This is a genomic window from Bradyrhizobium sp. 40 (genome assembly GCF_023100925.1).
Lineage (GTDB): Bacteria > Pseudomonadota > Alphaproteobacteria > Rhizobiales > Xanthobacteraceae > Bradyrhizobium.
Genome location: NZ_CP064688.1, coordinates 13,891 through 39,451 on the forward strand (window position 1 = coordinate 13,891; position 25,561 = coordinate 39,451).

28 protein-coding genes and 1 tRNA gene are annotated in these 25,561 nt (G+C 64.1%); 12 read left to right on the top strand and 17 right to left on the bottom strand.

The features are described from left to right. Positions 1-119: 119 nt before the first annotated feature. The 11 genes from IVB40_RS00070 to IVB40_RS00120 form a co-directional block, all read right to left on the bottom strand. Complete coding sequence (locus IVB40_RS00070) at positions 120-875, bottom strand: outer membrane lipoprotein carrier protein LolA (protein WP_027566264.1); 756 nt, start codon at positions 873-875, stop codon at positions 120-122. A 151-nt stretch (positions 876-1,026) separates the two neighbouring features. Next, positions 1,027-3,504, bottom strand: coding sequence for a DNA translocase FtsK (locus tag IVB40_RS00075; RefSeq protein WP_247461166.1), 2,478 nt, complete (start codon positions 3,502-3,504; stop codon positions 1,027-1,029). A gap of 9 nt (positions 3,505-3,513) precedes the next feature. Next, positions 3,514-4,728, bottom strand: a complete 1,215-nt coding sequence (locus tag IVB40_RS00080; protein WP_247405213.1) for an aminotransferase class I/II-fold pyridoxal phosphate-dependent enzyme — start codon at positions 4,726-4,728, stop codon at positions 3,514-3,516. A gap of 310 nt (positions 4,729-5,038) precedes the next feature. Further along, complete coding sequence (locus tag IVB40_RS00085; protein ID WP_247357348.1) at positions 5,039-5,443, bottom strand: GFA family protein; 405 nt, start codon at positions 5,441-5,443, stop codon at positions 5,039-5,041. Positions 5,444-5,660: 217 nt separating this feature from the next. After that, the gene (locus IVB40_RS00090; RefSeq protein ID WP_027514843.1) at positions 5,661-7,109 is read right to left on the bottom strand and encodes an ammonium transporter; all 1,449 of its coding nucleotides are present in this window, start codon (positions 7,107-7,109) and stop codon (positions 5,661-5,663) included. 38 nt (positions 7,110-7,147) lie between these two features. Beyond that, positions 7,148-7,486 (bottom strand): P-II family nitrogen regulator, encoded by a 339-nt coding sequence (locus IVB40_RS00095; protein ID WP_007598642.1) that lies wholly within the window; start codon positions 7,484-7,486, stop codon positions 7,148-7,150. Between the two features lie 435 nt (positions 7,487-7,921). Then, a complete protein-coding gene (locus tag IVB40_RS00100) occupies positions 7,922-8,524 on the bottom strand; it encodes an ATP-dependent Clp protease proteolytic subunit (protein WP_247817784.1) in 603 nt (200 codons plus the stop codon). A gap of 43 nt (positions 8,525-8,567) precedes the next feature. Continuing rightward, entirely contained in the window at positions 8,568-8,924 is a 357-nt protein-coding gene (locus IVB40_RS00105; protein WP_247817785.1) for a hypothetical protein, read from the bottom strand. Further along, a complete protein-coding gene (locus IVB40_RS00110) occupies positions 8,921-9,235 on the bottom strand; it encodes a metalloregulator ArsR/SmtB family transcription factor (RefSeq protein ID WP_247405224.1) in 315 nt (104 codons plus the stop codon). Before IVB40_RS00110 ends, IVB40_RS00105 begins: the two co-directional genes overlap by 4 nt. A 41-nt stretch (positions 9,236-9,276) precedes the next feature. Further along, entirely contained in the window at positions 9,277-10,578 is a 1,302-nt protein-coding gene (locus IVB40_RS00115; RefSeq protein WP_027566271.1) for an ammonium transporter, read from the bottom strand. Positions 10,579-10,703: 125 nt separating this feature from the next. Then, positions 10,704-11,042 carry a P-II family nitrogen regulator gene (locus tag IVB40_RS00120; protein ID WP_007598647.1) on the bottom strand — a complete coding sequence of 113 codons (339 nt, stop codon included), beginning with the start codon at positions 11,040-11,042 and terminating at the stop codon, positions 10,704-10,706. A 237-nt stretch (positions 11,043-11,279) separates the two neighbouring features. On the opposite strand from IVB40_RS00120, the gene IVB40_RS00125 reads away from it, so the two are divergent. After that, positions 11,280-12,170 (top strand): DUF4339 domain-containing protein, encoded by an 891-nt coding sequence (locus IVB40_RS00125; RefSeq protein ID WP_247817786.1) that lies wholly within the window; start codon positions 11,280-11,282, stop codon positions 12,168-12,170. A gap of 40 nt (positions 12,171-12,210) precedes the next feature. Here IVB40_RS00125 and tesB read toward each other — a convergent pair whose 3' ends face one another. Next, on the bottom strand, positions 12,211-13,074 hold the full coding sequence (tesB, locus tag IVB40_RS00130; RefSeq protein ID WP_027566273.1) for an acyl-CoA thioesterase II: 864 nt from the start codon (positions 13,072-13,074) through the stop codon (positions 12,211-12,213). A gap of 149 nt (positions 13,075-13,223) precedes the next feature. Here tesB and IVB40_RS00135 point away from each other — a divergent pair, with 149 nt between their 5' ends. Beyond that, positions 13,224-14,444: a ubiquinone biosynthesis hydroxylase gene (locus IVB40_RS00135; RefSeq protein WP_027566274.1), complete on the top strand. Its 1,221-nt coding sequence runs from the start codon at positions 13,224-13,226 to the stop codon at positions 14,442-14,444. A gap of 69 nt (positions 14,445-14,513) precedes the next feature. Here the strand turns inward: IVB40_RS00135 and IVB40_RS00140 are convergent, their stop codons facing one another. Further along, entirely contained in the window at positions 14,514-14,711 is a 198-nt protein-coding gene (locus IVB40_RS00140) for a Trm112 family protein (protein WP_027514851.1), read from the bottom strand. 61 nt (positions 14,712-14,772) lie between these two features. Then, positions 14,773-15,303 carry a TetR/AcrR family transcriptional regulator gene (locus IVB40_RS00145; RefSeq protein ID WP_247285012.1) on the bottom strand — a complete coding sequence of 177 codons (531 nt, stop codon included), beginning with the start codon at positions 15,301-15,303 and terminating at the stop codon, positions 14,773-14,775. A 107-nt stretch (positions 15,304-15,410) separates the two neighbouring features. Between IVB40_RS00145 and IVB40_RS00150 the strand changes: the two genes are divergently transcribed. The 6 genes from IVB40_RS00150 (at position 15,411) to IVB40_RS00175 (ending at position 18,962) form a co-directional block, all read left to right on the top strand. After that, on the top strand, positions 15,411-15,761 hold the full coding sequence (locus IVB40_RS00150; RefSeq protein WP_247285011.1) for a hypothetical protein: 351 nt from the start codon (positions 15,411-15,413) through the stop codon (positions 15,759-15,761). Positions 15,762-15,801: 40 nt separating this feature from the next. Further along, positions 15,802-16,605, top strand: a complete 804-nt coding sequence (locus IVB40_RS00155) for a crotonase/enoyl-CoA hydratase family protein (protein WP_247817787.1) — start codon at positions 15,802-15,804, stop codon at positions 16,603-16,605. Next, positions 16,602-17,048 (top strand): PaaI family thioesterase, encoded by a 447-nt coding sequence (locus tag IVB40_RS00160; RefSeq protein WP_247817788.1) that lies wholly within the window; start codon positions 16,602-16,604, stop codon positions 17,046-17,048. Before IVB40_RS00155 ends, IVB40_RS00160 begins: the two co-directional genes overlap by 4 nt. A 3-nt stretch (positions 17,049-17,051) precedes the next feature. Next, the gene (locus IVB40_RS00165; RefSeq protein ID WP_247817789.1) at positions 17,052-17,849 is read left to right on the top strand and encodes an NAD(P)H-binding protein; all 798 of its coding nucleotides are present in this window, start codon (positions 17,052-17,054) and stop codon (positions 17,847-17,849) included. A gap of 177 nt (positions 17,850-18,026) precedes the next feature. After that, a complete protein-coding gene (locus IVB40_RS00170) occupies positions 18,027-18,305 on the top strand; it encodes a PepSY domain-containing protein (RefSeq protein WP_027566280.1) in 279 nt (92 codons plus the stop codon). 63 nt (positions 18,306-18,368) lie between these two features. Continuing rightward, positions 18,369-18,962: a cytochrome b/b6 domain-containing protein gene (locus tag IVB40_RS00175; protein WP_247817790.1), complete on the top strand. Its 594-nt coding sequence runs from the start codon at positions 18,369-18,371 to the stop codon at positions 18,960-18,962. A 19-nt stretch (positions 18,963-18,981) separates the two neighbouring features. Here the strand turns inward: IVB40_RS00175 and IVB40_RS00180 are convergent, their stop codons facing one another. Both IVB40_RS00180 and trxA read right to left on the bottom strand, forming a co-directional pair. After that, positions 18,982-19,659 (bottom strand): LON peptidase substrate-binding domain-containing protein, encoded by a 678-nt coding sequence (locus tag IVB40_RS00180; RefSeq protein WP_247405251.1) that lies wholly within the window; start codon positions 19,657-19,659, stop codon positions 18,982-18,984. A gap of 68 nt (positions 19,660-19,727) precedes the next feature. Beyond that, a complete protein-coding gene (gene trxA, locus IVB40_RS00185; RefSeq protein WP_027566282.1) occupies positions 19,728-20,651 on the bottom strand; it encodes a thioredoxin in 924 nt (307 codons plus the stop codon). A 275-nt stretch (positions 20,652-20,926) separates the two neighbouring features. Here trxA and IVB40_RS00190 point away from each other — a divergent pair. The 4 genes from IVB40_RS00190 (at position 20,927) to IVB40_RS00205 (ending at position 24,511) form a co-directional block, all read left to right on the top strand. Beyond that, positions 20,927-21,001 (top strand) — tRNA-Gly (locus tag IVB40_RS00190). A gap of 76 nt (positions 21,002-21,077) precedes the next feature. Further along, positions 21,078-22,064 (top strand): NAD(P)-dependent oxidoreductase, encoded by a 987-nt coding sequence (locus IVB40_RS00195; protein ID WP_247817791.1) that lies wholly within the window; start codon positions 21,078-21,080, stop codon positions 22,062-22,064. 377 nt (positions 22,065-22,441) lie between these two features. Further along, positions 22,442-23,734 (top strand): PQQ-dependent sugar dehydrogenase, encoded by a 1,293-nt coding sequence (locus IVB40_RS00200; RefSeq protein ID WP_247357336.1) that lies wholly within the window; start codon positions 22,442-22,444, stop codon positions 23,732-23,734. Positions 23,735-23,917: 183 nt separating this feature from the next. Continuing rightward, positions 23,918-24,511, top strand: coding sequence for a c-type cytochrome (locus IVB40_RS00205; RefSeq protein ID WP_211394972.1), 594 nt, complete (start codon positions 23,918-23,920; stop codon positions 24,509-24,511). A gap of 12 nt (positions 24,512-24,523) precedes the next feature. Here the strand turns inward: IVB40_RS00205 and panE are convergent, their stop codons facing one another. After that, positions 24,524-25,447 carry a 2-dehydropantoate 2-reductase gene (gene panE, locus IVB40_RS00210; protein ID WP_247405300.1) on the bottom strand — a complete coding sequence of 308 codons (924 nt, stop codon included), beginning with the start codon at positions 25,445-25,447 and terminating at the stop codon, positions 24,524-24,526. Positions 25,448-25,561 lie beyond the last annotated feature (114 nt).

Below are 25,561 nucleotides of genomic sequence, written 5' to 3' on the forward strand. Positions count from 1 at the left end.
GGGCAAAGCGACTTGTCCGCCGTAGCTCGAAGAGCGAAGGCGGAAGCGTGCCCACCATAGTGGCTTAGGATGAGAGATGGTGGCACGGCGCAAGTGCGCTTTTGCCCACCCTATGGCACTCAGCCCGGCGACGGGCCGTAATTGGTAAAATCGATCTTGAACATGCCGGGATCGAGCTTCTTGCTCGTGTCCAGATTGTAGACCGCGATCGTGGTGTCGTAGCCCTGCGGGTCGGTGACGGTCCACTGCTTCAACTGGCCGTCCTTGGCGCCGAACATCAGCAGGAGGCGACTGGTGCCGACCAGCGCCTGCTTCTCCTCGATGGTGACGCTGACGAAGACGTCGTCGGCCGAGACGTTGACGACGTTGGTGTCCTTCATCAGGTCGATGCGGTCGGACAGCAGGAAACGCAGCGGTGTCTGCGACAGCGGATAGACGTCCTGCGTCGCGAGCTTGCGGTCGCGCACCACCAGCGACGAGCCGTCGGCGACGATGTCGATCGGGCTCGGCGCGTCATATTCGAAGCGCACCTTGCCCGGCTTCTGGATGTAGAAGTCGCCTTGCGTCTTGCTGCCGTCGGGGCCGACCTGGACGAAATTCCCGACCAGCGTCGACAATGACGACAAATAGGCGCTGACCTTGGCCGCCTGCGCCTTCTGGTTCGCATCGAAGGTCTGGAAGATGCTGCTCGGCACGTTGCGGCGCGGATCCGGAATCACCGGATTCGGCGGCGTCTGGGTCGCGCCGGTGACCGCGGGCCCTCCACCGGCCGGACCGCCATCGCGGCCCTTCGGCGCAGGCTTCGGCACGGGAACGGTCTGCGCGAATGACGCCGTGATCACCATCGCGGCGGTGACGAGAATCACGCCGGCCATGCGCGCGCTCCGCGCGGCGACAATGGCAGCGAATCGAATGTCCGGATGTCTGATCAACGCGTCGTCCTGTGTGGCTGGGCGCCCTTTTAGCGTGATTTCGGCCAAAAGCAGATAACGTTTTTGCGTGAATGATGGCTTGAGGCGGCTCGCCTCACATATGGCTGTCTTCTTCCTCGACCAGAATCTCGCGCTTGCCGGCGTGGTTGGCGGGTCCGACGATACCCTCCAGTTCCATGCGCTCCATCAGCGATGCGGCGCGGTTATAGCCGATCTGCAGGCGACGCTGGATGTAGCTGGTCGAGGCCTTGCGGTCGCGTTTGACGATCGCAACAGCCTGCGAGAACAGATCGCCGCCGCCATCCGCGCCCATGGCGGACGCGTCGAACACCGCGCCGTCCTCGTCCTCGCTGGGTTCTTCGGCTGTGACGGCTTCGAGATATTCCGGCTGTCCCTGCGTCTTGAGGTGGCGCACCACCTTCTCGACTTCCTCGTCCGACGCGAAAGGTCCGTGCACGCGGCTGATGCGACCGCCGCCGGCCATGTAGAGCATGTCGCCCTGGCCGAGCAGCTGCTCGGCGCCCATCTCGCCGAGAATCGTACGGCTGTCGATCTTGGACGTCACCTGGAACGCGATGCGGGTCGGGAAGTTCGCCTTGATGGTGCCGGTGATGACGTCGACCGATGGACGCTGCGTTGCGAGGATCACGTGCAGGCCGGCGGCGCGCGCCATCTGCGCGAGGCGCTGCACCGCGCCTTCGATGTCCTTGCCGGCGACCATCATCAGGTCGGCCATTTCGTCCACGATGATGACGATGTAGGGCAGCGGGTCGAGCGAGAGCTTCTCTTCCTCGTAGATTGCCTTGCCGGTTTCCTTGTCGAAGCCGGTGTGCACCGTGCGCGTCGGCTCTTCGCCCTTGGCCTTCAACTCGAGCAAGCGCGTGTTGTAACCGTCGATGTTGCGCACACCGAGCTTTGCCATGTTCTTGTAGCGCTCTTCCATCTCGCGCACGGCCCATTTCAGCGCGACCACCGCCTTCTTCGGGTCGGTCACGACGGGCGTGAGCAGATGGGGAATGCCGTCATAGACGGAGAGTTCGAGCATCTTCGGATCGACCATGATCAGGCGGCACTGGTCCGGGCGCAGTCGATAGACCAGGCTGAGGATCATGGTGTTGATGGCGACCGACTTGCCGGAGCCGGTGGTACCGGCGATCAGCATGTGCGGTGTGCGTGCGAGGTCGATGATGACGGGATCACCGCCGATGGTCTTGCCGAGGCAGAGCGGCAGTTTCGCAACCGAATCGACGGTCTCCTTGGCGACCAGCAGCTCGCGCAGATAGACCTTTTCGCGATGCGCGTTCGGCAGCTCGATGCCGATGGCATTGCGTCCGGGCACGACGGCGACGCGCGCCGACAGCGCGCTCATTGAACGTGCAATGTCGTCGGAAAGGCCGATCACGCGCGACGACTTGATACCCGGCGCCGGCTCCAGCTCGTACAGCGTGACCACGGGACCCGGATGGGCCTTCACGATCTCGCCGCGAACGCCGAAATCCTGCAGCACGCCTTCGAGCGCGCGCGAATTGGTTTCCAGCTCGGCCTTGCTGAGCGGCTGGCGATCGCCGGCCTTCGGCGCGGCCAGCACCGACACGGACGGAAGCTCGAACTTGTCGGAGGATTTCTTGGAAGCGGCCTTGGGCGCAGCCTTCTTGCGCGGAGCGCGGGCGGCGGGTTCCTCCTCCTCTTCCTCGTCTTCCTCGACCTCTTCGTGCTCGTCGTCGTAGTCCTCGTCCTGGGCCTGCGGCGAGATCGAGGGCGCGGCGCGGCCGCCACCGAGCTTCGGCTCCTGGCGGCTGAATGCAACGGCCTTGGTCTTCGGTCCGCTTGAGACCAGCGAGCGGTAGGCAGCGCCAAGCAACCAGATCAGCCGCGCCTTCGTGCTCATCAATGCGTGGAACAGCCAGCCCAGCGATACCGAACCGCGATCGCTCTCATCGTCCTGGTCGAGCGGCTTGTCGTCGTCCTCGATCTCCGCGAGTTCGTCGTCATGCTCGCGTGCGCCAAGGCCGCAGGCGATCAGGAAGGTCGCCGCCATCGCGGCGAACAGGATCGTGCCGAGCACCATGCGATAGATCATGCCCGGCGGTCCGAAGATCACCGCAGGCGCGCGAACCAGCGCATCGCCGACAACGCCGCCGAGGCCGGTCGGCAGCGGCCAGGCGCCGCCATGTGGCCAGCAGCTGACGAAGCCCGCCGCGATCACCGTGCAGAGAATCCAGGAGCCGAGCCGCAGTGCCTCGCGGTCGAACGGACGATGGGTCAGCATGCGCCAGCCCCAGACCGCGACCGTCAGAACCAGCATGATCGCGCCGAGCCCGAGAATCTGCATCGCAAGGTCGGCGCCGATCGCGCCGGCATAGCCGAGAATGTTGCGGATCGGCCGCGACGTTGCGTGGCTGAGGCTGGGATCCTGCACCGACCAGGTCATCAGCGCCGCCGAGGCGACGCCCGACAATGCGATCAGGCCGAGACCGCTGAGCTCGCGCACGCGCCGCGCCAGCCCTTCGCGGATCGAGGGCGGCAGATGGCCGACCAAGGGAATGACACGTTCGATTGTCGACATGCTCACGGGCCCCGCCTAACCCAGAGTCTCGACCAGGCGGTGCAGCGCCTGCGCCGTGGTCTCGCCATCCTGCACCAGCGCAAGGCGAATGTAGCCCGCGCCGGGATTGAAGCCGTCGGGCTGGAGCCTCGCCAGATAGCTGCCGGGCACCACGCGCACGCCTGCTTCCTTGAAGAGTTTCAGGCACACGGACACATCGTCGCCGATTTCGGACGTGTTGAGCCAGACGCAGAAGCCGGCGTCGGGCCGGCGATAGCCGTAACGACCGCCGATGATCTGGTCGGCGAGATCGAACTTGATCCGGTAGAGCCTGCGGTTCTCCTCGACATGCGCCTCGTCGCCGTAAGCGACGGTCGCGACATGCTGGAGCGGCACCGGCACCTGCGGCGCCGCGATGTTGCGCAGCTCGAGGAACATGCCGATGAGTTTTTTGTCGCCGGCGGCGAAGCCGACGCGCAAGCCCGGCAGGTTGGAGCGCTTCGACAGCGACTGGAACGCAACCACGCGGGTGAAATCAGGGCCGGCGCATTCAAGCGCGCTGCCGGGAGCTTCGCGGGTGTAGATCTCCGAATAGCACTCGTCGCTGAGGATCACGAAGCCGTAGCGGTCGGCGAGCTGCTTCAGGCGCGTGAAATAACCGCGCGAGGCGACCGAGCCCTGCGGGTTGGCGGGCGAAGCCAGATAGAACGCCACCGTGCGCGCGAGCGTCGCCTCGTCGATGGCGTCGAGATCGGGCAGGAAGCCGTTCTCGGCCGTGGTCGGCAGGTAGACCGGCTCGCAAGCGGCGGCGCGGGCGCCGGCGCCATAGACCGGATAGAACGGGTTCGGCATCAGGATCGCGGGCTTGCCGGGACGCGGGCCGACATAGCGCGCGGCCGCGATCGCGGCGAGGAACAGGCCTTCGCGGCTGCCATTGAGGACGAGAATCTCGCTCTCGGGATCGAGGGTGCGCGGCAGCTTGAAGCGCGACGACAGCCAGGCGCCTGCAGCCTTGCGGAACGGGTCGGTGCCCTTGTTCGCGGGGTAACGGCCGAAATCGGCGATGTGCTTGGCCAGCACCGGGCCGACGAAATCGGGCACGGGATGCTGGGGCTCGCCGACGGCAAGCGAAATCAAAGGCTTGCCGGGCTGATGCGGCGCCAGCAGTTCGTTCAGCCGGACGAAGGGAGAGCGTTCGCTATCGGAGCTTCCGCTGTCCTGCGGCGTACGGGATGAAGCGGTCATAGCCATTCTGGACGCCAGCACTCTTGGAACAGCCGGTCGCGACCAAGGCGCCGGCGGGAAGCGGTTCAGTTCACCATAGATAGGGCGAGGTTAAGACGCGATTAACCATCGGTTCGCCGGCTCCGTCCAGAGCAGGAATAATGAGGCCGGATAACAACGGGATGCGCGGGGGGTCTTGCCTCTCCCCCTTGCGGGAGAGGTCGCGCCGGAGGCGCGGGTGAGGGTTCTCTCCAAACAGCGACTGTCCCGATGTTGAGGCGCCCTCTCCCCAGCCCTCCCCCGCATGCGGGGGAGGGAGCGCGCCGTCATCGCGGCTCTAGTGCGCCGGCAGCTTCTCGAATGTCGCCATGCCCGCGGGGATCGCGTGGAAGTCCTGCTTGTCGCAGGTGTAGATCGCCATCTGGGGATGGAACTGTTTGGGGTCGTCCAGCGTGCCGACCTTCAGGATCGCGGCTGGCAGTCCGGGAACCTTGGTCACCAGATGGGTGCCGCATTCGCCGCAGAACTCGCGCGTCACGGCGCGCTCGAGGTCCTTGCGGGTGAACTGCTTGGGCTGCCCAGTGATGTAGCTGAAGCCGGCCGCCGGCATCGCGATGAAAGTGTTGGGCGCGCCGCCCGAGATGTACTGGCACTCGCGGCAATGACACTGCGCCTGCATCATCGGGTCGCCCTCGGCGACATAGCGCACTTCGCCGCAATAGCATCCGCCTTCCAAACGCATGACGACCTCCCGATTGTTGTTTCTTGTGGTCGATATTTCTGCGCCGGCGGTGTGGAATGGCAATCTTTTTCTTTTTGCGTTTCTTCCGGCCGGCCGGACAAAAAGAAAGGGGCTCCAACTTGCGCTGGAGCCCCTCAACGGTCGGGACATTGCCGGGTATGTGCCCCAAACCGTAGTTGTGGGCGCGACCCCCGAGGAGGCCGCGCCCGGGGGAGACTTACATGTTGTAGGCGCGCTCGGTGTGCTCGGTGATGTCGAGGCCTTCACGCTCGCTCTCGACATTGGCGCGGAGGCCAACGATCACATCGACGACCTTGTAGAGGATCGCCGAACCGATACCCGACCACACCAGCGTGGTGCCGACGCCCCAGACCTGGGAGATCATCTGCGCCGCGAAGTCGTAATCGGCAACCTTCGGCGGGATCGCGGTGTAGTCGATGATGCCCGCACCACCCAGCGCCGGATTGACGAGGATGCCGGTGCCGAGGGCGCCGACAATGCCGCCGACGCAGTGCACGCCGAACACATCGAGGGAGTCGTCGTAGCCGAGCGCGTTCTTCACGACGGTGCAGAAGAACAGGCAGACCACGCCGACCACGAGGCCGAGGACGATCGCACCCATCACGCCGGAGAAGCCGGCGGCAGGCGTGACGGCCACGAGGCCCGCGACAGCGCCGGAGATGACGCCGAGCACCGACGGGTGACCCTTGATGATCCACTCCGCGAACATCCACGACAGCGCTGCGGCTGCGGTGGCGACGAAGGAGTTGGTCATGGCAAGCGCCGCGCCGCCGTTGGCTTCGAGGTTGGAGCCGGCGTTGAAGCCGAACCAGCCGACCCAGAGCAGCGAGGCGCCGATCATCGACATCGTCAGCGAGTGCGGAGCCATCAGCTCCTTGCCGTAGCCGACGCGCTTCCCGATCAGCAGGGCGCCGACGAGGCCTGCGATGCCGGCGTTGATGTGCACCACGGTGCCGCCGGCGAAGTCGATCGCGCCCTTCTTGAAGATCCAGCCTGCGTCGGCGTTGATCTCGTCGAGCTTGGCCTGCGCCGCGGTCTTCGCCGCGCCATCAGCCGCAGCAGCCAGAGCCTTGGCAGCGTCCTGGATCATGTCCGGGCCGGGCCAGTACCAGACCATGTGCGCGATCGGGAAGTAGATCAGGGTGACCCAGAGCGGGACGAACAGCGCGAGCGCCGCGAACTTCATGCGCTCGGCGAAGGCGCCGACGATGAGGGCTGGCGTGATCGCCGCGAAGGTCATCTGGAAGCACATATAGATGAGCTCCGAGATGTTGGCGTCGACCGAGAAGGTCGCGGCCTTCGAGTCGGTGGTGACGCCCATCATGAAGGCCTTGGAGAAGCCGCCGATGAAGTCCGAGCCGCCGGTGAAGGTGAGGCTGTAGCCGTACACGGCCCAGATCACGGTGACGACGCAGACGGTGTAGAACACCTGCATCAGGACCGAGAGCATGTTCTTGGAGCGGACGAGGCCGCCGTAGAACAGCGCGAGGCCGGGGATCGTCATCAACAGCACGAGCACTGTCGATGTCAGCATCCAGGCGTTGTCTCCCTTGTTGACCGTTGGCTCGGCGTAGGCTGCGGTCGCAGCGAACAGGCCGACTGCGAGAGCCGCCAATCCCGCGCCATAGGGACGCTTAAACGTCATTTCATTTACTCCTGATTGAATTTTGATTGAGCGCGAAATCAAAGGGCCGCAGCATCGGCCTCGCCGGTGCGGATACGAACCGCATGGTCGAGATTGATGACGAAGATCTTGCCGTCGCCGATCTGTCCGGTTTTCGCGGCGGTCGTGATGGCGTCGATGGTCTTGTCGACCTGGTCGGAGGCGACAGCGACCTCGATCTTGATCTTGGGCAGGAAGCTCACGGCATATTCGGCGCCGCGATAGATTTCCGTATGGCCCTTCTGGCGGCCATATCCCTTGACTTCCGTCACCGTGAGACCGTGAACGCCGATGGCGGTCAGGGCGTCGCGGACTTCTTCCAGCTTGAATGGCTTAATAATCGCCATAACAATTTTCATGGGTCCTATCCCCGCTTGGGCCCGGTCCGGACGTGGCCGGGCGTTTCTCGACTGGTTCGCCACGAGGGAGAAAGTTCACTACGCGGGCACAGCCAGGACCCATAGAATCAAATGCCGTGCCAGATCGGGCGCGTTGCCTAACGGGCTATGAAAACGGGTGTTTTCGCGTTCGACGCGTATTGCGGTGCAGTGCGCTATTACGCCGCGCTCAATACCTGACCATGGCTGATTAAAATAAAGGCACGTCAAGCTGCCGACACATTGGTGCTCATGCGTCGGGCAGCAGAAAGGTATTTCCGTAAGGCGGACGCCTATTGCAGGGTTTGTCGTGCTGCGAAATATCGGACCCCTCGCACTTGTGCTCACGGAATACGCGCAACCGGCCAACCAGCTTGGGCGAGGCGAGGCTTGCCGGACGGTCGCCGGCAGAAACCGTCAGGCGGCGCTGCGTTCCGCGAACACCCGGTCGATCAACCCCCAGTCGACCGCCTGCTGCGCGGTCATGAAGTGGTCGCGGTCCAGGGTTCGTTCCACGTCCGGCTCGGGGCGCCCGCAATGTTGGGCATAGAGCCGGATGATGCGCCGCTTGGTTTCCTGCATCTCGGTGGCATGGATCAGGATGTCGGACGCCTGGCCCTGAAAGCCGCCGAGCGGCTGATGAACGTGAAGGCTCGCATTGGGCAGGGCGGCGCGGTGACCGGCCTCGCCGGCCATCAGCAGGAACGAGCCCATCGAGCGCGCGGTGCCCATGCATAGCGTATGCACCGGCGCCTTGATGAATTGCATGGTGTCGTACATCGCAAGGCCAGCGGTGACCACGCCGCCATAGGAATTGATGTAGAGATTGATCGGCTTGTTCGGATTCTCCGCCTCCAGGAACAAGAGCTGCGCGCAGACCAGTCCGGACATCGCATCGTTGACCTCGCCGTTGAGGAATATGATGCGCTCGCGCAGCAGGCGCGAATAGATGTCGAAGGATCGTTCGCCGCGGGCGGATTGTTCGACGACCATAGGGACGAGCTGAAGCATGTCGCGCATCGGCGACCTCCGTTTCTGCGGGGTGATGACGTGGTGTCGGGTGTTAGGCGGCCGCGCGCATCAGGCAGCCATTGCTGTTGGCCGGCTGCGGCAGCTTCATGCCGATATCGCAGGCTTGCTGGATGATGCGAAAGCGGGTGCCGCCGTCCTCGTTCGGCTCGATCCGGAAGATGACATGGCTTTCGCGAAACGGCGGTTCGGAATCGCGAAGCCGATAGCGCACCTCTTGACCCGGGATCGATGTCTCCGGCTCGGCGCCCGCAAGATCGCAATCCGGCAGCCAGCGCTCGCGCAAAGCCGGAATGGTCACCGCGCGCCAGACCTTGGCCGGCGGCGCATCGAATTGATATTCGAGCACGAGCGCCGCGTCGGAGGGATCAGGCTTCACGGGGTCACTCATTGATCCATCTCCTTCAAGAGATCGGCGAGGGCATCCATGCGTTTCGGCCAATAGGCGCGGTAGCGCGCAAGCCAGGCCCCGATGGCAACGATTCCTTCGGGATCGACCTCGTAATTCACAAAGCGGCCCTGCCGCTGTTCGCGCACCAGGCCTGCCCCGCGCAGCACGGCGAGATGCTGCGACATCGCCGGTTGGCTGATCTCCAATCCGTCGCGCAAGGCGCTCGCATTCAGGCTTCCGCCGGCAAGCTTTTCAAAGACCTTGCGGCGGGTCGGATCGGCCAGCGCCTTGAAGATATCGGCTTCCATCATGGCAACACATAAGCATGGGCTTATGTGTTGCGCAAGCCCAATTACTGCAGCGCCTCGCCGTGCTGCGAAATATCCAGTCCTTCGAGCTCGTGCTCGCGGGAGACGCGCAATGGCACGAACAGGCCGACCAGCTTGAGCAGGACGAAGCTCACGCCGGCCGACCAGGCGAAGGTGACGGCGACCCCATACAGCTGGATCAGAAGCTGCTGCGGATGGCCCTCGAGCAGGCCGGCGGTGCCGCCGATCGCGCTGGTTGCGAACACGCCGGCCAGCAGGGTCCCGGTCATCCCGCCGATGCCGTGGACGCCGAACACGTCGAGCGAATCGTCATAGTCGAAGCGGTGCTTCAGCCAGGTGCAGGCCCAGTAGCAGACGAGGCCTGCGATCACGCCGATGACGATACCGTGCCAGGGCGCCACGAAACCCGAGGCCGGCGTGATGGTGCCGAGGCCGGCGACCGCGCCGGAGATCATGCCGAGCACGGATGGCTTGCGCCGCGTCGACCATTCGATCGCACCCCAGGTCAGCGCGCCGGAGCAGGCTGCGAGATGGGTCGCGATGATCGCCAGCACCGCGCGCGAATTGGCTGCGCCCGCCGAGCCGCCGTTGAAGCCGAACCAGCCGACCCACAACAGGCCGGTGCCCATCACCGCAAGCGACAGATCGAACGGCGAGAGATTTTCGGTGCCGTAGCCATGACGGCGTCCCATCACCTTCGCCGCGACGAGGCCGGCGGTGCCGGCCGACAGATGCACCACGAGGCCGCCGGCGAAATCCAGCACGCCCATGCTGGCGAGGAAGCCGCCGCCCCAGACCCAATGCGCCAGTGGAATGTATACGAAGATGAACCATGCCACGGAGAACAGCAGATAAGCGGAGAACCGCATCCGGTCAGCCACCGCGCCCGCGACCAGCGCCACCGTGATGATCGCAAACGTCATCTGGTACAGCATGAACAGCGCTTCCGGGATCGTCTTCGCGGCCGGGTTGACGCTGTCCATGGTCATGCCGGCGAGAAACCAGCGGTCGAGCGTGCCGATCCACGGGCCGTCGCCGACGAAGCACAGCGAATAGCCGAACGCGACCCAGAGAATGGAGATGATCGTCACCGCGGCGAGGCTCTGCGCCATGGTCGCGAGCACGTTCTTCTTGCGCACCATGCCGGAATAGAACAGCGCGAGCCCCGGGATCGTCATCATCAGCACCAGCGCGGTGGCGACGATCATCCAGGCAGTGTCGGCGGTGTTGATCTCGGAGCCCGCGGCACGCGCCGGCGAAGCCATGATCGACACAAGTCCGATCGGCGCGGCGATAGCAGCCGCGCGGCGCAACAATCCCGCCATGTCGTTTCCCCCAGCTATTGATTGCGTCGCACGCTGTGGCGCCGTTGCCCGGTGCGATCGAAGAAGAGCGTTTTCGAGCGAAGCGGATACCGGTTCGCGAAAAGAAAAGGCGTCAAAGCAAAAATCTAGAGCGCGTCGCTGTCGGTCTCGCCGGTGCGAATGCGGGTCGCGTGGTCGATTGGCGTGACGAAGATCTTGCCGTCGCCGATCTGGCCGGTGCGCGCGGTCGCGGTGATGACGGCGACGGCCTTCTCGGCGATATCGGAGGCAACCGCGATCTCGATCCGCAGCTTCGGCAGGAAATTCACGACATATTCGGCGCCGCGATAAATCTCGGTGTGGCCCTTCTGGCGGCCATAGCCCTTCACTTCGGTCACGGTCATGCCGTGGACGCCGATCGCCGTCAGCGCCTGGCGGACTTCATCGAGCTTGAAGGGTTTGATGATCGCGACGACGAGTTTCATGGTCAGGCCTATTCCCCGGGTGCGCTGCGCCGTATGTCCCCGGCGCAGCGTCAATCTGGCATCTTTCCGGGCAAATGGCATAAAAAACTTGCAGATTGAAGCGGAAAATCGTTGGGCGATGTGAACGACCGCCTCTGTACAGGGCAGCCGTTCATCCTCCACAATGCGTTTTTGGAATGGATGCGATGAACCCAAGCGTCGCGGCCGGTACAAAACTATGTTCGAGGGGGACGTTTCATGGCGAGTTGGTTCTACGCATCCGAGGGTAAGCAGCAGGGCCCCTATCCGGAAGGGCAATTCCGCGATCTCGTTGCCCAGGGTGTCGTGCGTCCGGATACGCTGGTGTGGTCGGAAGGCATGGCCGGCTGGCAGAAGGCCGCCGAAATCCCCGGCCTGATCGGCGGCGGCGGTGCGCCCCCGATGATGCCGGCTGGCGGCCCGCCGATGATGGGCTCCGGAGGCTACGGCGGCGGTGGCGGCGGAGGATCGCTGGCGGTCGATTTCGGCATCCTCGAGTTCACGTGGCGCAGCATCGTGATGCTGATCGGCATGTGCTTCATCATCCCGGTGCCGTGGGTGTTCGTCTGGTACACGAAATGGATCGTGTCCTGCGTGAAGGTCCCCGGGCGGCCCAATCTCAGCTTCACCGGGAATGCGATGGCGCTGGTGCCCTGGTATTTCGGCTTCATCGTTCTGGCGATCGTGATCGGGTTGATCGGTGTCCCCTTGCTGAGCAATTTGCTGTTCATCGCCCAGATCGCTCTCTACTGGCTCCTGATCAAATGGATGGTCGCGAACCTCGCCTCCAACGGGCAGCCGCTCGGCCTGAGCTTCACCGGCACGGTCTGGGCCTATGTCGGCTGGAGCCTGCTGTTCGCGATCTCCATCATCACCATCATCGGCTGGGCCTGGGTCGCCGCGGCTCAGATCCGCTGGTTCTGCCGCAGCATCGAAGGCACGCGGCGCGAGATCGTCTTCAACGGCAGCGGTCTCGGGATTCTCTGGCGCGGCATCGTGGCCGCATTCCTGTGCGGCTTCATCATCCCGATCCCGTGGGTGTATCGCTGGATCATGAACTGGTTCGCGTCGGAGACCGTCCTGGCTCCGCGGGGATCGCTCCGGGCCTGACCGCGAGAGGCATAAGCGCGATCGATCGTGCTTATGCCTCCTAGGCTCTCCGCTCGCGCACCGAGCCTTCCTGCGCGACGGAAGCCACCAGCGTGCCGTCGGGCTTGAAGATCGAACCACGGGTCAAGCCGCGGCCGCTTCGCGCGCTCGGCGAATCCTGTGCGTAGAGCAGCCATTCGTCGGCGCGGAACGGGCGGTGAAACCACATCGCGTGGTCGAGGCTCGCCGGCATCATGCGCTTGTCGAACAGGGTACGGCCGTAGCGCGCCATGATCGCATCGAGCAGCGAGAAGTCGGACGCGTAGGCCAGCGCGCACATGTGCAGCGCCGGATCGTCCGGCAGCGTCGCCGCGGTCTTGATCCAGACATGGATGCGGCCGTCCTCGATCCTGTCACCGAAATATCGGCCGAGCTCGACCGGGCGCAGCTCGATCGGACGGTCGGATTCATAGTAGCGGCGGATGAACTCCGGCATCTCCTTGAACATCGGCTGCTTCGCGACCTCCTCGGCCGTGAGCTTCTCCGGCGGCGGCACGTCGGGCATCTTGTCCTGGTGATCGAACGCGCTCTCTTCCTCGGCATGGAACGACACCATGATCGAGAAGATCGCGTTGCCGTGCTGGATCGCGGTGACGCGCCGCGTCGAGTAGCTCTTGCCGTCGCGCAGACGCTCGACTTGGTAGATGATCGGAATCTGCGGATCGCCCGGCAGGATGAAATAGCAATGCAGCGAATGCGGCAGCCGGCCCTCGACGGTGCGGCACGCCGCAACCATCGCCTGCCCGATCACTTGGCCGCCGAATACCCGTTGCCAGCTGGTCTTCGGACTGTTGCCACGGAACAGGTTCACCTCGAGCTGTTCGAGGTCGAGGATCGAGATGAGGTCGATCAGGCTCTTGGACATGGAATTCAGCTTTCGCCTTGCCGCCCGGCTTCGCTGCTCCGGAATGACACAATGGGGGCGTTCCGCCCTTGTTTCACCGCACTGTTTCGCCCACCTCAAGTCTGGTAGCAAGACCAAGAAAACGCGAAAGACTTAGCCGGGAATTGGGTATGTCGGTACAGGGTAGCATTGTCATTGGTGGCGGCGCGTTTGCGGGCCTGGCGCTAGCCCTGGCGCTGCGCCAGGGGCTCGGCCCCGAGATCCCCGTCATCGTCGCCGACCCGGCGCTCGGGACACGTCCGAGCCGGGACCCGCGCGCGACCGCGATCGTGGCGGCCTGCCGCCGCTTGTTCGAGGCAATCGGCGCCTGGGACGACGTCAGGGGCGAGGCGCAGCCGATCCTCGACATGGTCGTCACCGATTCCAAGCTGGAAGACGCCACCCGCCCGGCGTTCCTCAACTTTGCCGGCGATGTCGCGCCGGGCGAGCCCTTCGCGCATATGGTCGAGAACCGCCGCCTGATCGATGCGCTGGTGGTACGCGCCGAGGCCGAGGGCATCGATCTCCGCGCAACCACCGTGTCGTCTTACGACGCGCGGGCCGAAGGTATCGACGTGACGCTCGGCGACGGCAGCGTGATTGCAGCGAGCCTCCTGGTCGCGGCCGACGGTGCGAAGTCGAAACTGCGCGAGCGCGCCGGCATCGCCACCCATGGCTGGGAATACGATCAATCCGGCATCGTCGTCACCGTCGGCCATGAGCGCGATCACGAGGGCCGCGCCGAAGAGCATTTTCTGCCGGCGGGTCCGTTCGCGATCCTGCCGCTTTCGGGCAAGCGCTCCTCGCTGGTATGGACCGAGCGCCGCAGCGAAGCCGCGCGTATCGTTGCGTTGAGCGATGAGGAATTTCACGGCGAGCTCGAGCAGCGCTTCGGCCTGCATCTCGGCGAGGTGAAGGCGCTCGACAAGCCGCGCGCGTTTCCGCTGTCCTATTTCGTCGCACGCTCCTTCATTGCCCAGCGACTCGCGCTGGTCGGCGATTCCGCCCACGTCATCCATCCCATTGCGGGCCAGGGTCTCAACATGGGGCTGAAGGACGTCGCCGCGCTGGCCGAGGTCGTCGTGGATGCCGCGCGGCTCGGCATGGATCTCGGCGCCGCCGACGTGCTCGAGCGCTACCAGCGCTGGCGCCGCTTCGACACCATGGCGATGGGCGTTGCCACCAACTCGCTGAACTTCCTGTTCTCCAACCAATCGACGCTGCTGCGCACTGTGCGCGACATCGGCCTCGGCCTGGTCGATCGCGCCCCGCCGCTGAAGAACCTGTTCATCCGCCAGGCCGCGGGTTTGACCGGTGAGATACCGCGGTTGTTGAAGGGCGAGGCGTTGTAGAATTTTCGGTAGCCCGGATTTCGCTGCGCTCCATCCGGGCTACAAGTCTCTCAACGGGCCACAAGTCTCTCAATCGATCTTGCGGGCCTCTTCCGGCAGCATGATCGGGATGCCGTCGCGGATCGGATAGGCCAGCCTGGCGCTGCGCGAGATCAGCTCCTGCTTTGCAGAATCGAACTCCAGCGGACCCTTGGTCAGCGGACAGACCAGAATCTCCAGCAATTTGGGATCGACACTGGCTTCGGGGCGTTCGGTGGGCGCGTTCATGGGGGTCTCCGGCGGTCGGTTGCCTCTAGCATAAAAATTCGTGGCAGCCCATCGCGTCGCCTCAAGCGGAAACCATCCGCAGGATCTCGTCGAGCAGGCCCTCGAGCCGTGCGGCGGGCAATGGCGGGCCCGACAGGGCGAACCCGAGAAACGTCCAGTACAGGATTTGCGCGCGGGCTCGCGCCGTCGCCGCCTCGAACCCGCGCTTCCTCAGCAGCTCCTCGATATAGTCGAGCCTGCGCCGGTCGATGGCACGCACCGCCGTCTGTGCCGCCGCATCGAAGGCCGCCCAGTTCCGCACCGCGCGCTCGAGCTCGAGCCGCGCGCCAAAGGTCCTGCGCAGCAGCGCTTTCAGCGGCTCGTCGCTGTCCGTCTCGACCTCGGCGATGATCTGCTCGGCCGCGATCTCGCGCCAGCGCTTCAAGAGAGCAGCATGGAACGCGCCGAGATCGGCGAAATGCCAATAGAAGCTGCCGCGCGAGACCCCCATGGCTTTCGCCAGCGGATCGGCCTTCAGCGCGGTGAAGCCGTCTCGCGCGAGCGCCTTCAGGCCCTGTTTGATCCAGTCGTCGGCGGTCAGCTGTTCGGTCATGTCGGGTTCCGGATGCAAACCATACACTAGTGTATTGACAGCCGGCAGGCCAGCGCCTATCTCACCATACATAACTGTATGGACGAGATTTGCAGGGAGCTTTGACGATGCGTGATCTCTTGCTCCAGTGTGCCGGGGTCGTGACCATTGCCGTGGCCCTCGTTCATGGCATTCTCGGCGAGACCAAGGTCTTTGCCCGCGCTCGCATCGAGCCGGAACGGCTCCGCACCCTGATCCGCCTGGTCTGGCAGGCCTCTACCGTCGCCTGGATCGGCGGCGGTGTGCTCCTGATCGCGGCGCCTGGAATGCAATCGGAGTCGGCGCGCCACTGGATCGTCGTCACCATGGCCGGTGTGTTCGGCTTCTCCGCTCTCGCCAACGCATGGGCCACCCGCGGCCGGCATTTTGGATGGATGGCGCTCAGCGCCGTCGTCGTCATGGCGGTCGCCGGCTACTGAGCGACGCGCCGACAAGCCACGGACCCACCGGAGCAGTGTCATGGAAAATCGTGTCCGGCTGACCATCGATAACGGCGTCGCCCATGTCCGGCTCAATCGCCCCGACAAGATGAATGCGCTAGACTCGGCGATGTTCGCGGCGATCATCGAGACCGGTACGCAGCTTGGTGCGCGCGACGACATCCGCGCCGTCGTCCTGTCCGGCGAAGGGCGTGCATTCTGCGCGGGCCTCGACCTCGATCGGCTCGTCGCCACCGCGAACGGCGAAGCGCTGATTCCGTCGATCGACCTGACGCGGCGAACGCATGGCATCGCTAATTATGCCCAGCACCTGGTCTGGCTCTGGCGTGAGTTGCCGGTGCCTGTGATCGCAGCGGTTCATGGCGTCGCCTTCGGCGGCGGCTTCCAGCTCGCGCTCGGTGCAGACCTCCGCTATCTCGCACCCGCAACGAAACTCGCAATCATCGAGACGAAATGGGGCCTCGTGCCCCATATGTGCGGCACGCAATTGATGCGTCACCTTGCGCGCGACGACGTTGTTCGCGAGCTGACCTATACGGGCCGCGTCTTCTCGGCCGAACAGGCGCTTGCGTATGGCTTTGCGACGCAGCTCGCTGAAGATCCTGTCGGGGCCGCGCTGGCAACGGCGCATGAAATTGCCGGCCGCAGCCCCGCTGCGATCCGCGCGGCCAAGCGGCTGCTCAATCTTTCTGCGGCCTCCGACGTGGCGACGGGGCTTGCGGCGGAGACCGCCGAGCAGGCAGCCCTGCTCGGATCTGCCAACCATTTAGAGGCCGTGGCGAGCAATCTCGACAACCGGACTCCACGATGGAGCATGACGTGAGCGAAAGCTTCGGATTTGATCTGCCAATGCTCGGCGCTGTGAACGCATCCGCGGCGTTCAACCCCCTCGCTGGCTTTGAAGTGGTTGCGGCCGGCAACGGCGAAGCGACCATCCGCATGACATGGCGTGACGACTTCAGCCAATATTCCGGGCATCTGCACGCCGGCCTGATTGCAGCTCTGCTCGACACCGCCTGCGGCTTTGCTGCCGCGACCTTGGCGGGCTCGGTCACCGCGTCTCATTTTTCCATGAACTGCCTCAAACCGGCCATCGGTCGCCTTTTCATCGCCAAGGGAATGACCCTTCGTGCCGGGCGCCGGCAGGCGTTCGCCCGTGCCGAGCTGTTCGCAGCAGATGAGCATGGCGAACTGTCGCTCGTAGCAACGGGCGAGACCGTCCTCATTCCGACCGGCGAGCCGCCGCGCAAGATTGGCAGGGGCTGACATATGCCGGTCACGCTGGTCACCGGAGGCACGGGTCATCTCGGTCGCGATATCGTCGATCGTCTCGTTCAGGACAGGCGACGCGTCCGGGTTTTTGCGCGAACGCCGGGCGCGCGGCCGGATGTGGAATGGGCGAACGGAGACCTCGCGACAGGCGCGGGACTGCGAGAGGCGTTGAGGGAGGTCGACACGGTCATCAATGCGGCGACCTATTCGCCGATCGCGCGGCGTGGCGGCGTTCGCCCGATAGACTTCTACAGGTCGCCCTCTGCCGTGGACGTCGAGGGCACCGAGCGGCTGTTGCAGCTCTGCGGGCGGGCCGGGGTGCAGCACTTCCTTCACGTCTCGATCGTCGGCCTCGACGAGGCGACGTTGCCCTACGCCCGGGTCAAGCTGGCCGGCGAGCGGCTGGTGCGTGCGTCGGCCCTGTCATGGTCCGTGGTTCGCGCAATGCCGTTCTACTATTTGCTCGACAAGTTCCTCTCGGGCCTCGCCTGGCTTCCGCTCTGGCCGGTGCCGACCACGACGTTCGATCCCGTCGACACGTCCGATGTGGCCGCTCATGTCGTGACTTGCGCGTTCGACGGGCTGCGCGGCGAGCGCACGGAGATTGGCGGCCCCGAAGCGCTCGATCTCGTTACCTTCGCCCGCCAATATCAGGATGCGAGGAAACTGCATCGAAGGATCCTGCCGATCGGCCTTTCGGATGCGAAGGCGCGGGGCATGGGTTTTGTCGTCAGCCGCGGCGTGAGAGGACGTCTCTCTTGGTCGGATTGGCTGCGCGCAAACCGTGAGACGTAAGGCCGCAGTGTCGTCTCAAATGCGCGCTGCATACGGAGAGCGCTGATCTTTTTCGGATCGTTAGAATAACTCTAAAGCGAGCCGGCCGCGAACCGCATTGACTTCATCATGTGCTTTGCTTCCTTCGGTCCCGCTTCGCCCCAGGGCGTAGCGCCCACGACAGAAGAGGAGACGTTCGTGAAGGTTATTCGTGTTGTTGCCGTTGCATTGACGATCGGGATTGGGATGGGATCGGCCGCCTCGGCCGACGGTTTCAAGGACTGCACCAAGCTCGACAAGGCGTCGTGGAAGCCGGCGAGCGAAGCGGAAGCCAAGGCCAAGGCGCTCGGCTACGAAGTGCGGCGCTCCAAGATCGAAGGCTCGTGCTACGAGGTCTACGGCGTCAAGGAAGGCAAGCTTTACGAGCTGTTCTACAGCCCCGAAGATCTCAGCCTGAAGCACACGATTGCGAAGTAGACCGCGCCAGATGGTCTGCGCGCAAATGGTCTGCGCAAAGTCATGCCTGAGGGTGGTCCTCGCTTGATCGAAGAAACGGTGCCGCACGCACGCGGGGAGTCCAACCGGACCCCCGCGGGTCGAACCGCTTCGCGGACAGTCGCGGTCTGGGACCTGCCGCTGCGGCTCTGGCACTGGGCGCTCGCGGCTTGCGTTCTGGCCGCGTGGTTCACGCCGACCATCTATGACGGACTTCACCGCATCATCGGTTATACGGTGCTCGGGCTTGTTGCCTTCCGTCTGGTCTGGGGCCTTTGGGGAAGCCGCTATTCGCGCTTCCGCATGGTCGGCGTCAGGCTTCGGGCCGCGCCGAATTATCTCTGGAATCTGCGCCGCGGCATCACCGGCCGCTATATCGGGCTCAATCCCGCCGGCACGTTGATGCTGGTGGCGCTGCTGGTCTCGCTCGCGGTCTCGACGATATCAGGCGCGATGTCGGTGACCGTGACCTTTTTCGGCGTCTGGTGGGTCGAGGACACCCACCACTATTCATCTGACGCGGTTATCGTCCTGGTCGTGCTGCACGTCTTGGGCGTGCTGATGATGGGGCGTCTTCAGGGGGAGAACCTGATCAGCGCGATGATCACCGGACGCAAGCGCATCCGGCATCATTCCTGAGCAGGCGCGCAGGCACCTGTCACTGCAGCGGCGGATCGCCACTGGTGCGCTTCTTCGCGAGGTCCATCTCGGTCACCGCGATCAAAATTTCGGCGCGGGTCTTCAGGTCGGGCGCTTCCAGCATCGCTTGCTTCTCGGCCACGCCATAGGGCGACATCATCGCCAGCGCGTTGACGAGCGCTTCGTTGGGGGCGGTCTCGACGCCCTCCCAGTCGACCTTGAGGTTGTTGGCCTTCAAAAAATCCGCCAGCACCGTCAGCAGTGCCTCGCGATCGACCTCGTCCTCGCCCATGCGCGGCGTGAAGTCGTCGACGAAGGCAAAGAAATCCACCTTGCACTGCCGGTAGGCGGTGAGCACTTCGAGCTCCTCGACGACTTTGAAGCGCGAGACGCCGGTGAGCTCGAGGATGTAGCGGCCGTCGCCGGATTCGGCGAGCTGGGTGATGCGGCCGACACAGCCGACGCTGAACAGCGAAGGCTTGTCGGAATTCTTGGGAGAGTGCGCGATGTCGGGCTGGATCATGCCGATCAGGCGATGGCCGTCGCGGAAGGCATCGTCGATCATCGCGAGGTAGCGCGGCTCGAAGATGTTGAGCGGCATCTGCCCGCGCGGCAGCAGCAGCGCGCCCGGCAGCGGAAACACCGGAAGGATCTCCGGAAGGTCAGCGGGCCCGCGATATTCGATGTTGATCGGCATCTGGTCCCCATTGTCCGCATCAAGTCATGATGCCTAACGCTCCGCCGGCCGTGATGGATCAATCATCGTCAGGAAAACAGGATGATCGACAAGCGCTTGCGTCCCTCGACGGTTGCATCGTCGGTGCCGCCCCAGGCCTCGAAGAACTGCACCAGCTGCTTGCGGGCGCCGTCGTCGTTCCATTTGCGGTCGCGCTTGACGATCGCGAGCAGCTGCTCGGTGGCCGCGGCCCGGTTGCCTTGCGCGTTCAGCGCGATCGCGAGGTCGAATCGGGCCTGATGATCGAGCGGGTCTGCGGCGACTTTCTGTTCCAACTCGGCGACGGGCCCGAGCTGCTCCGCCTGCTCGGCGAGATCGATCGCGGTCTGCACGGCTTTCACAGCCGGGTCGTTGCGCTTGGATTCCGGCACCATGGCGAGCGTCTGCTTGGCCTGCTCCATCGCACCGGAGACCGCGTAGCATTTCGCGAGCCCGGCAAGGGCGGCGATGTTGGTCGATTCGTGCTGCAGCACTTCCGCGTAGATCTGCGCGGCCGCGGCGGCATCGCCCTCGGCGAGCACGGCCTCGGCCTCCTGGAGGATTTCCGCGACATTCGGCTCACCCGGCGCGGTCACGCCCTTGGTCAGCTTCTCGATGAAGGCGTTGAGCTGGCTCTCCGGGACCGCGCCCATGAAGCCGTCTGCCGGCTGGCCGTTGACGAAGGCGATCACCGCCGGAATCGACTGGATGCCCATCTGGCCCGGGATCGCCGGATGCTGGTCGATGTTCATCTTGACCAGCTTGACCTTGCCCTTGGCGGCCTTGACCGCTTTTTCCAGCAAGGGCGTGAGCTGCTTGCAGGGGCCGCACCACTCCGCCCAGAAGTCGATCAGCACCGGCTGGTGCTTCGATTCCTCGATGACGTCCTTCACGAAGGTCTGGGTGGTCGTGTCCTTGATCAGATCGGCGGCAGCCGGGCCCGCTGCTCCGTTACCTTGGTCGATGATCGTCACGGGATCCCCTCGTCTGATGTATGGAATTGGCGGCTCTTTAGCACGCCGCCAATTCATATGCTTCGCTGTTGGCCCTAAATTGGGCCGAGACGGCCGAATTTCAATCCATGCGCGCCGATTCGGCGGTTCCGGGACCTTTTTGGGTCATTTGGCCGCGTTCGGGTCGATATCGGGCCTCCGATCGCGAATCTATGCCGCCGGTAGCTGTTGCATTCCCCTCCCGCTTTTGGCATACGACAGCCGTTGCCGGCGCAGTCATGCGACCGACACAGGATGCGGGTGTAGCTCAGTGGTAGAGCACGACCTTGCCAAGGTCGGGGTCGAGGGTTCGAGCCCCTTCGCCCGCTCCAATTTTTCCCAAAGCATCCAGCCGGACCGGACGGGCACGTGGTTTTCCACGCCGCTGGCGGCTGTATTGGGTCACGAATGACGATTCTGGTTACCGGCAGCGCGGGCCATCTTGGCGAGGCCCTTCTCCGCACGCTCCGCGGGCGCGGTTCGCCTGCGCGGGGCATCGACCTGAAGGCGTCGCCCTTCACCGACGCCGTCGGTTCGATCGTCGATCCCGATTTCGTGCGGCACCAGATGGACGGCGTCACCGCGGTGATCCACACCGCGACGCTGCACAAGCCGCATGTGGCGACCCACAGCAAGCAAGATTTCATCGACACCAATGTCACCGGCACGCTCAACCTGCTTGAGGCGGCCGCAGCCGCCGGCGTGCGCAGTTTTGTTTTCACCAGCACCACCAGCGCGTTCGGCTCGCAACTCCGCTCCGACGCGGGCCAAGCCGCGGTGTGGGTCACCGAGGACCTGGCGCCGATCCCGAAGAACGTCTACGGCACGACCAAACTGATGGCCGAAACTCTCTGCGAGCTGTTCTGTCGCGAGCGCGGCCTGCCCGTCGTGGTCTTGAGGACCTCGCGCTTCTTCCCGGAAGACGATGACGATCCGGCGATGCGGTCGGCTTACCCGCCGGAGAACGCGCAGGCCAACGAGCTGCTCTATCGCCGGCTGGATATCGCGGACGCGGTGAACGCCCATCTCCTCGCCGCAGAGCGCGCGCCGGACATCGGGTTTGCCCGCTACATCCTGTCGGCCACGAGCCCGTTCGAGCAACGCCATCTCGCGGCGCTGGCACGTGACGCGGCCGGTGTCGTGCGCGAGCTCTATCCGGATTGTGCGGAGCTCTTTGCTGCGCGCGGCTGGCGGCTATTCCCCGCGATCGACCGCGTCTATGTCAATGAGCGTGCGCGGCGCGAACTAGGCTGGCGGCCCGAATTCGACTTCGCGCATGTCCTGAAATGCCTTCGCGATGACCGTGATTTTCGCAGCACGCTCGCGCGCGATGTCGGCTCGAAAGGCTATCATGAGACGATTTTCGACGATGGTCCCTACCCCGTCGCCCCTTAGCCGCCACCTTCGCGAATTCGCTCGACGCGTCAAATGTCTACCCGGCGCCACCGGCAGCAAGGCGGCCAGAGCATTTCTACTGTGCATGGGGTTGTTTCGCGTTTTTTTGTTCCGGACCTCCTGCTGCCTGCAAATTAGCTGCGCGTGATCTTGATTCCGCGCTGCAGCGAGAGCGGTGTCGTCGCGGCATTCGCCATCATTGACTTTACGTCTCAATTTTTACTGAGCGCTATCGCGGCGCACGCGGCGCGCTTCTCACCGCTCGCAGATGTGCTAACCTTCTGCGTCTGTCCTCTCGACAGAGTCCGAACTTCGCCTCTCGATAGCAAAATAAAATAAATGTGCAGCCCTGACGGCTGCCTTAGGGGAGTGACGCGATGAAATTCCATCGATCCGTCTTTCAATCCGCCTTTCAATCCGTCCTGGCGCTTGCAGCGGTTGCCCTTCTCGCGGGGACAAGCGCCGGTCACGCGCAGCAGCAGGACAAGAACAAGCCGCTGAAGAAATACGAATCCGGCACCAAGGAGTTCTGGACCCATCCGCCGGACGACTGGTTCCTCGGCGACGAGACCGAGGCGCAGAAGGGCCTGGCGCCGCCGTCCGGTCCGCCGACCGGCGCGTCCGATTCCGAGCTCGCCAACATCGTCAAGAAGGTCAAGCTGCCACCGGGCTTCAAGATGGAGGTCTACGCCTCCGGTGTGCTGGCCGCGCGGCAGATGGCCTGGGGTGACAAGGGCACGCTGTTCGTCGGTTCGTTCGGCCTCGGCAACGTCTACGCCATCAAGGACAACAACGGAAAGAAAGAGGTCAAGACCATCCTCAAGGGGCTGAACATGCCCACGGGTCTGGCCGTCAAGGACGGTGCGCTCTACGTCATCGCGGTCGACAAGCTGATCCGCTACGACGACATCGAAAACAAGCTCGACAATCCCGGCGAGGGCAAGGTCGTCTATGACGACATGCCGTCCTATGCCGCGCATGGCTGGAAGTACATCGCGGTCGACAAGGAAGGCTGGTTCTACATTCCGTTCGGACCGCCCTTCAACATCGGCGTTCCCCCGACCAGCGTGTCGCAGATCCGCCGCGTCGATCCCAAGACCGGCAATGCGGAAATCTATGCGCTCGGCGTTCGCAACTCGGTCGGCGGCGACGTCGATCCGCGCACCGGCAAGTTCTGGTTCACCGAGAATGCCCGCGATTGGATCAGCGACGATCTTCCCTCGGACAAGCTGAACATGATCAGCAAGATCGGCGAGCACTTCGGCTATCCCTACTGCCACCAGGGTGACCTGCCGGATACCAAGTTCGCGATGGGCCACAAATGCTCCGAGTTCACGCCGCCCGTGCTGAACCTCGGCGCTCACGTCGCTCCGCTCGGCATGAAGTTCTATACCGGCGACCAATTCCCGGCCGAGTACAAGAACAACATCCTGATCGCCGAGCACGGCTCCTGGAATCGTCACAAGTACCAGGGCGGCCGCATCATGCGCGTGATCGTCGGTCCCGACGGCAAGAACGCCAAGCAGGAGGTGTTCGCCTCCGGCTGGATCGAGGGCGACCAGGGCTATCTCGGCCGTCCCGACGATATCATCCTCGCCAAGGACGGCTCGATCCTCGTCGCCGACGATTGGGCCGGCGCGATCTACCGCATCAGCTACAGCAAGAAGTAGCCTAAGACGACACAAGGCTGCGGTGCCGAGGGGCGCCGCAGCCTTTCTCATTTCAATTTCGCACGCTGTCGTTCCTGCTTACGTAGAAGTCCGGAACCCATAGTGACGAACGGGGGTTATCGAACTCCGGGCACGCGCTTCGCCGCCCCGGAATGAGCGTTCGACAGATCGGAAATTCCAATCATGCGCCGGCAGTTCATCTCGCACGCAATCAGCGCGGTTGCGCTTCTCGCGCTCGGTTCTCTCCCGACAAGCGCCGCGGACAATGCCGCGATCAAGGAGAAGGCCGCCGTCTGCGCCGGTTGTCACGGTGAGAATGGCATCTCGCAGACCGAGAACATTCCTTCGCTCGCCGGCCAGCCCGATCAGTTCCTGCAATGGCAGCTGGTGTTTTTCCGCGCCGGCTCGCGCAAGAACGACCAGATGCAGCCCATTGCCGAGGAAATCACCAACGAGGACGTCCGCAATCTCGGCGCCTATTTCGCCGCGCTGACGCCGCCGACAGCGGCGGAGGACAAGGATCCGGACCTGTCGAAAAAGGGCGCCCAGGTCGCCGTCGGCCGCCGCTGCGCCTCATGTCATACGGATAGCTTTGCCGGCACCAAGGCCGTTGCGCGGCTCGCGGGCCAGCGCGAGGAATACCTCGTCAAGGCGCTGCACGACTACAAGAGCAGCCAGCGCGTCGGCGGTGGAGGCGCTGCGATGGCCGATGTCGCCTATCACATGAGTGATGAGGAAATCACCGCCGTCTCGCACTATCTCGCGTATTTCAAATAGCTGAAGCTGCGGTTAGCTAGCTCGCTGCTTCTCATACGCCTTCAAATGCGTGTAGGCGATGCGCAGCTTCGGGACTGGCACCTTGGCGGCGTCGGCGCGCGCGATGAGGTCGCCGATGACGTGATCGGCTTCGACCGGCAGGCCGGCCTTGACGTCACGGAACATCGAGGCCGTCATCGGCGAGCCCTCGGTGGTGAGGTTGCCCTTCACGCGCTCGAAGAACGGCCCGCCCGGCGTGTAGCCAGACGCGGCGGCGATCGCGCTGGTCTCGTCCAGCATGCCGAGCAGGAAATCCCTGCCGCCGGGAGCGGCGAGGATGTTGCCGACAGAGGTACGCATCAGGCTGGTGGACGCCGCCAGCGAGGAGAGGAACACCCACTTCTCCCACATGTCCTGCATGATGTTCTGGCTGGCCGTTGCACCATTGATGCCGCTCTTGAAGGCCTCGTCGATCGCCTTGACCCGATCCGACAGCTTGCCATCGCGCTCGCCGTAATTGATCGACTGCATCGGCTGGAGCTGCACCACCTCGCGCTTCTCGTCGAGCGTTGCGGCGATGGCGCAGAGGCCACCGAGCACGCGCTCCTTGCCGAACTTGTCGTCGAGGATGTCGAGATGCTTCATGCCGTTGAGCATCGGGATGATCGCCGTATTCGGCCCGACTGCTGCCGCGAACGACTTGATTGCGTCGTCGAGGTCGAAGGCCTTGCAGCTGAGCAGCACGACGTCGAACTTGTCCTTGAGCGCGTCGGCCTGAACGGTCGGCGGATTTTTCAAGGTCACGTCGCCGTTCGGGCTCTTGATGACGAGGCCGGCGCTCGCGAGCTCGCTGGCGCGCCGCGGCCGAACCAGGAAGGTGACGTCGCGGCCGGCCTGCAACAGCCTGCCACCAAAATAGCCGCCGATGGCGCCAGCGCCGACCACGAGGATACGCATGGGATCGTCCTTATTGTTTCTTGCCGTCGTCGTTGTTTCTTGCCGTCGTCCTGGCGAAAGCCAACCCATTACCCCGACTGCCTATTGTCGGGCAAGTTGGAGCCCCAGCTCGTC

Bases quoted from the DNA above. Each gene is read 5' to 3' on its own strand.
- IVB40_RS00070 (WP_027566264.1), bottom strand. From the start codon at position 875: ATGGCCGGCGTGATTCTCGTCACCGCCGCGATGGTGATCACGGCGTCA.
- IVB40_RS00080 (WP_247405213.1), bottom strand. From the start codon at position 4,728: ATGGCTATGACCGCTTCATCCCGTACGCCGCAGGACAGCGGAAGCTCC.
- IVB40_RS00085 (WP_247357348.1), bottom strand. From the start codon at position 5,443: ATGCGTTTGGAAGGCGGATGCTATTGCGGCGAAGTGCGCTATGTCGCC.
- IVB40_RS00090 (WP_027514843.1), bottom strand. From the start codon at position 7,109: ATGACGTTTAAGCGTCCCTATGGCGCGGGATTGGCGGCTCTCGCAGTC.
- IVB40_RS00095 (WP_007598642.1), bottom strand. From the start codon at position 7,486: ATGAAAATTGTTATGGCGATTATTAAGCCATTCAAGCTGGAAGAAGTC.
- IVB40_RS00100 (WP_247817784.1), bottom strand. From the start codon at position 8,524: ATGCGCGACATGCTTCAGCTCGTCCCTATGGTCGTCGAACAATCCGCC.
- IVB40_RS00105 (WP_247817785.1), bottom strand. From the start codon at position 8,924: ATGAGTGACCCCGTGAAGCCTGATCCCTCCGACGCGGCGCTCGTGCTC.
- IVB40_RS00110 (WP_247405224.1), bottom strand. From the start codon at position 9,235: ATGATGGAAGCCGATATCTTCAAGGCGCTGGCCGATCCGACCCGCCGC.
- IVB40_RS00115 (WP_027566271.1), bottom strand. From the start codon at position 10,578: ATGGCGGGATTGTTGCGCCGCGCGGCTGCTATCGCCGCGCCGATCGGA.
- IVB40_RS00120 (WP_007598647.1), bottom strand. From the start codon at position 11,042: ATGAAACTCGTCGTCGCGATCATCAAACCCTTCAAGCTCGATGAAGTC.
- IVB40_RS00125 (WP_247817786.1), top strand. From the start codon at position 11,280: ATGGCGAGTTGGTTCTACGCATCCGAGGGTAAGCAGCAGGGCCCCTAT.
- tesB (WP_027566273.1), bottom strand. From the start codon at position 13,074: ATGTCCAAGAGCCTGATCGACCTCATCTCGATCCTCGACCTCGAACAG.
- IVB40_RS00135 (WP_027566274.1), top strand. From the start codon at position 13,224: ATGTCGGTACAGGGTAGCATTGTCATTGGTGGCGGCGCGTTTGCGGGC.
- IVB40_RS00140 (WP_027514851.1), bottom strand. From the start codon at position 14,711: ATGAACGCGCCCACCGAACGCCCCGAAGCCAGTGTCGATCCCAAATTG.
- IVB40_RS00145 (WP_247285012.1), bottom strand. From the start codon at position 15,303: ATGACCGAACAGCTGACCGCCGACGACTGGATCAAACAGGGCCTGAAG.
- IVB40_RS00150 (WP_247285011.1), top strand. From the start codon at position 15,411: ATGCGTGATCTCTTGCTCCAGTGTGCCGGGGTCGTGACCATTGCCGTG.
- IVB40_RS00155 (WP_247817787.1), top strand. From the start codon at position 15,802: ATGGAAAATCGTGTCCGGCTGACCATCGATAACGGCGTCGCCCATGTC.
- IVB40_RS00165 (WP_247817789.1), top strand. From the start codon at position 17,052: ATGCCGGTCACGCTGGTCACCGGAGGCACGGGTCATCTCGGTCGCGAT.
- IVB40_RS00180 (WP_247405251.1), bottom strand. From the start codon at position 19,659: ATGCCGATCAACATCGAATATCGCGGGCCCGCTGACCTTCCGGAGATC.
- IVB40_RS00195 (WP_247817791.1), top strand. From the start codon at position 21,078: ATGACGATTCTGGTTACCGGCAGCGCGGGCCATCTTGGCGAGGCCCTT.
- IVB40_RS00200 (WP_247357336.1), top strand. From the start codon at position 22,442: ATGAAATTCCATCGATCCGTCTTTCAATCCGCCTTTCAATCCGTCCTG.
- IVB40_RS00205 (WP_211394972.1), top strand. From the start codon at position 23,918: ATGCGCCGGCAGTTCATCTCGCACGCAATCAGCGCGGTTGCGCTTCTC.
- panE (WP_247405300.1), bottom strand. From the start codon at position 25,447: ATGCGTATCCTCGTGGTCGGCGCTGGCGCCATCGGCGGCTATTTTGGT.